Annotated in this window: 8 protein-coding genes; 4 read left to right on the top strand and 4 right to left on the bottom strand. The window is 64.6% G+C overall.

Features of this window, described 5'->3' with window-relative positions; all coding sequences use genetic code 11:
- Positions 1-128 precede the first annotated feature (128 nt).
- Positions 129-2,735, top strand: a complete 2,607-nt coding sequence (locus tag GGD90_RS02620) for a DNA topoisomerase III (RefSeq protein WP_153114856.1) — start codon at positions 129-131, stop codon at positions 2,733-2,735.
- A 102-nt stretch (positions 2,736-2,837) separates the two neighbouring features.
- Here the strand turns inward: GGD90_RS02620 and GGD90_RS02625 are convergent, their stop codons facing one another.
- The 4 genes from GGD90_RS02625 to GGD90_RS02640 all read right to left on the bottom strand — a co-directional run bounded on the left by GGD90_RS02625 (position 2,838) and on the right by GGD90_RS02640 (position 5,539).
- A complete protein-coding gene (locus GGD90_RS02625) occupies positions 2,838-3,308 on the bottom strand; it encodes a Dps family protein (RefSeq protein ID WP_153114855.1) in 471 nt (156 codons plus the stop codon).
- 103 nt (positions 3,309-3,411) lie between these two features.
- Positions 3,412-3,585: a rubredoxin gene (locus tag GGD90_RS02630; protein WP_184414900.1), complete on the bottom strand. Its 174-nt coding sequence runs from the start codon at positions 3,583-3,585 to the stop codon at positions 3,412-3,414.
- A gap of 181 nt (positions 3,586-3,766) precedes the next feature.
- Positions 3,767-4,702, bottom strand: coding sequence for a hydrogen peroxide-inducible genes activator (locus GGD90_RS02635; protein ID WP_153114854.1), 936 nt, complete (start codon positions 4,700-4,702; stop codon positions 3,767-3,769).
- 135 nt (positions 4,703-4,837) lie between these two features.
- The gene (locus GGD90_RS02640) at positions 4,838-5,539 is read right to left on the bottom strand and encodes a pseudouridine synthase (protein ID WP_153114853.1); all 702 of its coding nucleotides are present in this window, start codon (positions 5,537-5,539) and stop codon (positions 4,838-4,840) included.
- Positions 5,540-5,957: 418 nt separating this feature from the next.
- Between GGD90_RS02640 and tpx the strand changes: the two genes are divergently transcribed.
- From tpx to GGD90_RS02655, 3 genes are all read left to right on the top strand, one after another.
- The gene (gene tpx / locus GGD90_RS02645) at positions 5,958-6,461 is read left to right on the top strand and encodes a thiol peroxidase (RefSeq protein ID WP_153114852.1); all 504 of its coding nucleotides are present in this window, start codon (positions 5,958-5,960) and stop codon (positions 6,459-6,461) included.
- 177 nt (positions 6,462-6,638) lie between these two features.
- Positions 6,639-7,088, top strand: a complete 450-nt coding sequence (locus tag GGD90_RS02650; RefSeq protein WP_200384514.1) for a hypothetical protein — start codon at positions 6,639-6,641, stop codon at positions 7,086-7,088.
- Complete coding sequence (locus GGD90_RS02655) at positions 7,085-8,080, top strand: CapA family protein (protein ID WP_228273598.1); 996 nt, start codon at positions 7,085-7,087, stop codon at positions 8,078-8,080. The genes GGD90_RS02650 and GGD90_RS02655 overlap by 4 nt, the downstream gene beginning before the upstream one ends.
- Positions 8,081-8,365 lie beyond the last annotated feature (285 nt).

Here is an 8,365-nt window from a genome sequence, read left to right on the forward strand (position 1 = left end):
CCGGCCATGCCGGGCGCTTGCCAAGCGGCGCACCGTCCTCTTATCATGCCCCGCACCCGAGATCGGCAGGCCGCCATCTCCCACCTGACGCCCGTCCTGCGGCGTCGCCATACCGGGCCAAGCACTCAATGAGCAAGAAACTGATCATCGCCGAAAAGCCCTCCGTCGCCGCCGACATCGCGCGCGCGCTCGGCGGCTTCACGCGCCATGACGACTATTTCGAGCGTGACGATTACGTCATCTCCTCGGCCATCGGCCACCTGCTCGAACTCGCCTGCCCGGAAGAATACGAGGTCAAGCGCGGCAAATGGTCCTTCGCCCATCTGCCGGTGATCCCGCCGCACTTCGCACTGAAGCCGATCGAGAAGAGCGAGCCGCGGCTCAAGCTGCTCACCCGCCTGATCAAGCGCAAGGACGTCAGCGCACTGATCAACGCCTGCGACGCGGGCCGCGAGGGTGAACTGATCTTCAACTACATCGCCGAGCACGCAAAGACCGCCAAACCGGTCGAACGCCTGTGGCTGCAGTCGATGACGCAGCCGGCGATCCGCGAAGGCTTCGCCCGGCTGCGTTCAAGCAGCGAGATGCAGGGTCTGGCCGACGCCGCCGTCAGCCGCTCCGAGTCTGACTGGCTGGTCGGCATCAACGGCACGCGCGCGATGACCGCCTTCAATTCGAAGACTGGCGGCTTCCACCTGACCACCGTCGGCCGCGTGCAGACGCCGACGCTGGCACTGATGGTGCAGCGAGAAGCGAAAATCCGCCGCTTCCAGCCACGCGCCTACTGGGAAGTCGAGGGCGTTTTCGGCTGTGCCGCCGGTGAGTACCGCGGCAAGTGGTTCGACGAGAAGTTCAGCCGCAGCAAGAGCGAAGAAGACGAGGTGCTGCGCGCCGACCGCGTCTGGGACGAAGCGAAAGCACGCGAACTCGCCGAGCGCTGCCGCGGCAAGCCCGGCCAGGTCAGCGAGGAAGCCAAGCCGACAACACAGCTGTCGCCGCTGCTCTACGACCTGACCAGCCTGCAGCGCGAGGCCAACGGCCGCTTCGGCTTCTCCGCCAAGATGACGCTCGGTCTGGCACAGGCGCTGTACGAAAAGCACAAGGTGCTGACCTACCCACGAACCGACGCGCGCGCGCTGCCCGAGGACTACCTCGGCACGGTCGACGCGACACTCGCCATGTTCGAGGACGAAGCAACGCTGGCCAATCGCTACGGCGGCTTCGCGCACACCATCCGCGCCAAAAAGTGGGTCGTGCCGAACAAGCGTATCTTCAACAACGCCAAGATCTCCGACCACTTCGCGATCATCCCGACGCAGCAGGCGCCGAAGTCCTTGTCCGAACCCGAGCAGAAGCTCTACGACATGGTCGTCAAGCGCTTCCTCGCCGTGTTCTATCCGGCGGCCGAGCATCTGGTGACGACGCGCATCACGCGCGTCGAAGGCGAGCCGTTCAAGACCGAAGGCAAGGTCCTGATCAACCCCGGCTGGCTCACCGTCTACGGCAGGGAAGGGCAGGAGGGCGAAGAGGGCAATCTGGTCGCCGTCGCGCCGAATGAAATCGTCAGCACCGACGATGTCGAAATCAATGCCGGCACGACGCGGCCGCCGGCGCGCTACTCGGAAGCAACCTTGCTCTCGGCCATGGAAGGCGCTGGCAAGACCGTCGACGACGAGGAACTGCGCGCGGCGATGGCCGGCCGCGGCCTCGGCACGCCGGCAACGCGCGCGCAAATCATCGAAAACCTGATCACCGAGCAGTACATCCTGCGCGAAGGCCGCGAACTGCAGCCGACCGCCAAGGCCTTCTCGCTGATGACCCTGCTCGACGGCCTCGGCATTCCCGAACTGACCGCCGCCGAACTGACCGGCGAATGGGAGTGGAAACTCGCGCGCATGGAGCGCGGCGAGATGTCGCGCGACACCTTCATGCAGGAGATCGCCGAGATGACGCGGCGCATCGTCGAACGCGCCAAGAGCCACGACAGCGACACCATCCCCGGCGACTTCGGCGAACTGACGACGCCGTGTCCGAAATGCGGTGGCCTGATCAAGGAAACCTACAAGAAATTCCAGTGCCAGGGCTGCGACTACGCGCTATGGAAGATCGTCGCCGGTCGCCAGTTCGAACCGGCCGAAATCGAAACCTTGCTCAGCGACCGCCAAGTCGGTCCGCTCACCGGATTCCGCAACAAGATGGGACGGCCTTTTGCTGCCAGCATCCGCCTCAACGCCGACAACGCGCCCGAATTCGACTTCGGTCAGGGCAGCGAGCGAGAGGACGGTACTGCCGAGGAGGTCGATTTCTCGGAGCAGACCGCGCTCGGTGCCTGCCCGAAGTGCGGCTCACGCGTCTTCGAGAACGGCATGGCCTACGTCTGCGAAAAGTCGGTTGGACCGGCCAAGCAGTGCGATTTCCGCTCGGGCAAGCTGATCCTGCAGCAGCCGGTCGAACGCGAGCAGATGGAAAAGCTGCTCGCCACCGGGCGTACCGATCTGCTCAAGGATTTCGTCTCGGCGCGCACGCGGCGCAAGTTCTCGGCTTTCCTCGTGCGCGGCACCGACGGCAAGGTCGGCTTCGAGTTCGAGAAAAAGACGCCGAAACCGGCCGCCGCTGCGAAAGCAGGAAAAACCGCGAAGGATGACGCCACGCCCGACAACGACGAGGCGCCGGCGAAAGCCGCGGCGGGCACGCGTCCGGCACGGCGCACGACGAAGAAGGCCGATACCGACTGAGCGTCGTTCCGGCGGCGCTTCACAAGCGAAGAAGGCGCCCGCGGGCGCCTTCTTCATTGCTGCGGGCCGATCGCGACGTATCCCGCCGGCCGGCGTACCGCTTCAGCCCTCGAGCAGACTGCGCAACATCCACGCGTTCTTCTCATGCACCTGCATGCGCTGCGTCAGCAGATCGGCGGTCGGTTCGTCGTGCGCCGCATCGACCACCGGGAACAGGCCGCGTGCGGTGCGCGTGACGGCTTCCTGACCCGCCACCAGATCGGCGATCATCTCGCGCGCGCTCGGTACGCCGGCACGCTCCTTGATTACCGTCAGCCGTGCGAAATCGCTGTACGAGCCGGGCGCTGGGAAGCCAAGCGCGCGGATGCGTTCAGCAACGAGATCGACGGCCAGCGCCAGTTCGGTGTACTGCGTTTCGAACAACAGATGCAGGGTCTGGAACATCGGTCCGGTGACGTTCCAGTGATAGTTGTGCGTCTTCAGGTACAGCGTGTAGCTGTCGGCAAGCACGCGCGACAAGCCATCGGCGATCTCGCGACGCACACCTTGTTCAATACCGATATCGATATCCATGATTATTTCTCCGTCCAAATAGTTTTGCTCTGCATCGACAGCGGCGTGCCGCCACCGGCCTCCCGATCCGTGCCACGGCATCGCCTCGATGAGCGGCCTTGCCTCAAACCTCGACCATCAGAAAGCCCGACTTGCCCATGCCGCAGTCCGGGCAAACCCAGTCCTCCGGGACATCCTGCCAGCGTGTTCCAGGCGCCAGCCCGTGCTCGGCATCGCCCGCAGCCTCGTCGTACAGGTAGCCGCATTCCGTACATTGCCAGACCCGCATATCGCTCATTGCCAGTTCCTCCTTATCGCCAGATAACCCGGCAGGTCGCTCCTCGAGCCACAAACTGTTTCCGTGCCGTCGGAACGCCCTGCGAAAGCACGCCAATGAACAATCAGCGCAGTGACATCATCATAGGCAAGCTCCACATATCGCTCAAGACAATTGCAACAATCCTGCCAATAGCCGAAAACTATCTCGACAGACCCCGTGGCGCCGGCAGCAGACAAACACCGGGGGGCGGCGAGTCGGCGATGGCTGCGTAAAGCACATCGATCGCCGGCGGTCGCGGAAAGCTCGCCCGCCAGGCGATGACGACGCGCCGCTGCGGTGCCGGCACGTCGAAGGGACGCACCACCAGCAGTGTCTCGTCACGCTGCCAGGCTTCGGCCGCCGACGCCGGCGCGACCGAAACACCGGCGCCACTGGCCACCATGTGCCGAACCGTCTCCAGCGAACCGCCTTCGTAGGCGCCATCGTCACCACCATCACGTGGCGACGGCGGACAAGCCTGCACCACCTGATCGCGAAAACAGTTGCCATGGCCGAGCAACAGCAACTGCTCGCTGGCAATCTGCCCGCGCCCGATCGTCGCCTGCGCCGCCAGCGGATGATCAGGCGGCAGGACAACACAAAACGGTTCGTCGTAAATGGCACGCGTAACGATCCCGGCCTCGTCGAGCGGCGTCGCGATGACGATCACGTCGAGATCGCCGCGGCGCAACTCCGGCACCAGATTCGCCGTGAAATTCTCCTGCAGATATAGCGGCATGCGCGGCGCGCGCCGATGCAGCGCCGGGATCAGTCGCGGCAACAAATAGGGCGCGATGGTATAGATGACGCCGACGCGCAGCGGGCCGTTAAGCGGATCGCGCCCCTGTTCGGTGATCTCGCGCAACTTGCCCGCTTCGGCAAGAACGCGCTCCGCCTGCGCCGCCACCTGCTCGCCGACCGTCGTCGGTCGCACCTCGGTCGCCGAGCGTTCGAACAGGATGACACCGTAGCGCTGCTCGACCTTCTTCACCGCCACCGACAGCGTCGGCTGGCTGACATGGCACTTTTCGGCAGCACGCCCGAAATGCCGTTCGCGCGCCAGCATGGCGATGTAGCGCAATTCGGTCAGGGTCACGACAACTCCCGCAAAGTCGAAATGGAAAGAATTCGAAAAACCGGGCTGCCGCCGCAGCAACTTCGCCCGCTAAAGCAACCGCCGCAGGTTCGCCGGCCAGGCGCGGCACAGCGGCGGCAGGCTTCGCATCGCTAGCTACGGCAGCTCAGGCGCACAGGTCGTCGCGTCGACCCAAACCCACTGACCCGACGCCAGCGCCTCCGGCAGAACGAAACCGCCTACCGCGACCCGATGCAGCGCCTCGACGCGGTTGCCCGACGCCGCCACCATGCGCTTGACCAGATGATACTTGCCCTCGGTTACGGTCAGGCGCAAGCGTCGTTCATCAAGACGCTCGCAAGCCGTCGCCGCAACGCTTATCGCTTCGTCACGCAAGACAACGCCGGCGAGGAGGGCGGCAATCTGCTCGTCACTGACCGCGTGCTTGGCCGTGACCTCATAGACTTTCGGCACCTGTCGCTTGCCCGAGCTGTAGGCATGAATGAACTGACCGTCGTCAGACAACAGCAACAGACCGGTCGTATCCTCGTCGAGGCGGCCCACCGCCTGCACACCGCGCAATAGCAAGGCCGTCGGCAAGAGCGAGAAAACGCTCGGATGAAACTGCGGCCGGTGCGAACACTCGTAGCCCGCCGGCTTGTTCAATGCGACATACACGCGCTCGCGGTAGCGCCAGTCCTCGCCATCGACGCTGAAGCGGCAACTGCGCTCGTCACACTCGACATCCGGATCGTCAGCAGGCTCGCCATCGAGCGTTACGCGCCCGGCAAGCACGCGCGCGCGACACTCACGCCGGCTACCAAAGCCCTGCGATTGCAGCAGGCGTTCGAGCTTCATGCGTCTGTCTCCAATCGGCCAGGCGCCTGAGTGCCCGACCTCGAGGCACCTAGCCCGTTTCCGAGCAAAACCGTGCTCGACCAGCTACGCAAGCCGCCGCCGGCTGCGGAGTTTGCCAGGGCAGCGTACGCGCCCACAATTGGGTGAGGAACAAGTGACATCGCTGAGCGTGCATCGGAACAATCCAGACATGATATGCGCAGCCAGCGCGGAGCCCAACGAATTCCGCGCCGCCGAAGTACGCCAGGCGCGATTGAGTCGCCCGCGCAAATCCGCTACGCTGACCGCAAGCTTGGCAAAGTTCTCCTCAAGACCTCGAAAGTTGGGGAACCTGGTCAATCCCCGGGTCGGATGCCCAGCATATCGGCCAACATACGGGCCCGCGATTTACCTGATCACAACCACCCTGGAGCAAAGCATGACCAACACAGTCACCCTCGGCGGCAACCCCTTCAACGTCGCCGGCACATTCCCGAAAAAGGGCGATCGGGCGCCGACCTTTTCGCTGGTCGGCAAGGACCTCGCCGACATCACGCTCGCCAACTTCAGCGGCAAGCGCAAGATCCTCAACATCTTCCCGAGCATCGACACGCCGACCTGTGCCACCTCGGTCCGCCGCTTCAACCAGCAGGCGAATGACTGCGCGAACACTGTCGTCCTCTGCATCTCCGCCGATCTGCCTTTCGCCCAGGCGCGCTTCTGCGGTGCCGAAGGACTGGCCAATGTGGTCACGCTGTCGACCATGCGCGGCGCGGCTTTCCTTAAGGACTACGGCGTTGCACTGGAAAACGGCCCGCTGGCAGGAATCGCCGCGCGCGCCGTTGTTGTTCTCGACGAAAACGACAGCGTCGTGCACAGCGAACTTGTTCCGGAAATCGCCAACGAGCCAGACTACGCCGCTGCGTTGGCGGCGCTCCGCTGACGAGCCGGCTGGCAGGCGGCGGAAAACCGGCGGGCGGACGCAGCGGGCAGCCCGCGCGCAAGCCGTGGCGCCCGCCTCGGCGGACGCAGCCGAATCGACGTTTGCGACGAGCGCTTGCGCTCGACCGCGTTATTCGCATCAACGCCGTTCCGGCGCCACACGCAAGCGAGGCCGCAAGTGTCCCTTTCCCCGCGCCGAATCGGCCTTCATCCCGAGCGCCAGCACCTGGCAGCGCTGGCCGCGTTCCTCCTAGCCGGATTGCCATGCTCGCCGGTAGTGCAGGCGTCGCCGCGCCTGCACTGCCTGATCGAACAGAACGGGAGCTCGCAGACCCACACCTTCGCCCCGGTCAGTAACCCCTACCGCGTCGCGCCACTCGACATCAGCGAACGGTTCCGTTTCAAGGCCGTCGTGATTGGCGATGAGCAGCACGTCGACTACATCAAGCTCTACACCTACTACCAGACAAAACGCCGACCCGAGCTGCTCCACGAAGTCCACTACCGCGCCCCCGTCGCGACGACTGCGCCGACAGTCGACGCCTTGAGCGGACAGGTCTCGCTGTACTCCCCGGATCTGGGACGTGAGATCCGTTATGCCTGCGCGCTGCGCGAGGAGGCGCCGTGAAGCAAACACGTCTGAGCACACTTCTGGCAGCGTTTTGCTTTTGCGCAATCATGGCGCCGCATGGCGACGCAGAGGAGAAGGAGAGCAAAACGCCCGCAGCGGAGGAGAGCGTCGCGCTGCTCATCGTCGGCGACATCATGCTCGCCGAAACCCCCGGGCGAACGATCGCCCGCGGCCGCGACCCGTTCGAGCACGTGGCCCGCGTGCTCGACGACGCCGACGTCCGCATCGGCAACCTCGAATGCGTCATTGCCAGGGGAGGCACGCCCGAGGCGAAGAAAACCTACGTCTTCCGCGCTCATCCGCGGGTACTGAAACCACTGAAACGGCACTTCGACGGGCTCGCCCTCGCCAACAACCACTCCGGCGACTACGGCCCGGTGGCGTTCCGCGAAATGCTGCAGCACCTGGAGCGCGCCGGCATCGACTACTTCGGTGGCGGCCACACGCTTGAACAGGCGCACCAGCCGTTGCTCATCGAGCGCAAGGGGCTGCGCATTGCCATATTGGCCTACAACGAATTCCTGCCGCGCAGCTTCGAAGCCGATGCCGACCATCCGGGCATCGCCTGGAGCGAAGACGAACAGGTCAGGCTCGACATCGCCAGCGCTCGGGACATCCACCATGCCGATCTGGTCATTCCGTTCATGCACTGGGGCTGGGAGAACGAAGCGCTCGCCAGCCCGCGCCAACGCCAGCTCGCGCGCCTGATGATCGATGCCGGTGCCGACGCTGTCGTCGGCGGGCATCCGCACGTGACGCAGGATGTCGAGAAATACCGCGGCAAGCCGATCATCTACAGCCTCGGCAACTTCGTCTTCGACGGCTTCAGCGACAAGGCGAACAACACCGGTTGGCTGCTGCGCCTGCAGCTCGACCGGAAGGGCGTCAGAAGCTGGCGAACCTTCGTTGCACAGATTGACCGTGACGGAACCCCGCACCTGGCACCGCCAGGCAGCGGAAGCTACTGGCAGCGGGCTGAGGACGGCTGAAATTGCACAGGGCAGCAGTGCTGACGCACGAATGAGCGTACTGCGCAACTTCGGAGCAAGTCGTTTGGGGAACTGCCTTAGGTAGCGAGCAGGGCGATGCTGATGCCGGCGACTAACATCGATGCGTGCGCTGGTGCACCGCAGGGCGTTTAAGGTTAGGTTTGCGGTGAGGAGTGGCCTGGCGGTCGCTGGGGAGGGGATGTCAGTAGACGGCCGACGCCCTCGCCGCTGGATAGCGGGGAGGGCGTTGGGTTGGTATGGGGGAGCCTGGCGGTGACCTACTTT

The sequence above is a fragment of the Rhodocyclus tenuis genome, from assembly GCF_014197755.1.
GTDB lineage: Bacteria > Pseudomonadota > Gammaproteobacteria > Burkholderiales > Rhodocyclaceae > Rhodocyclus > Rhodocyclus tenuis.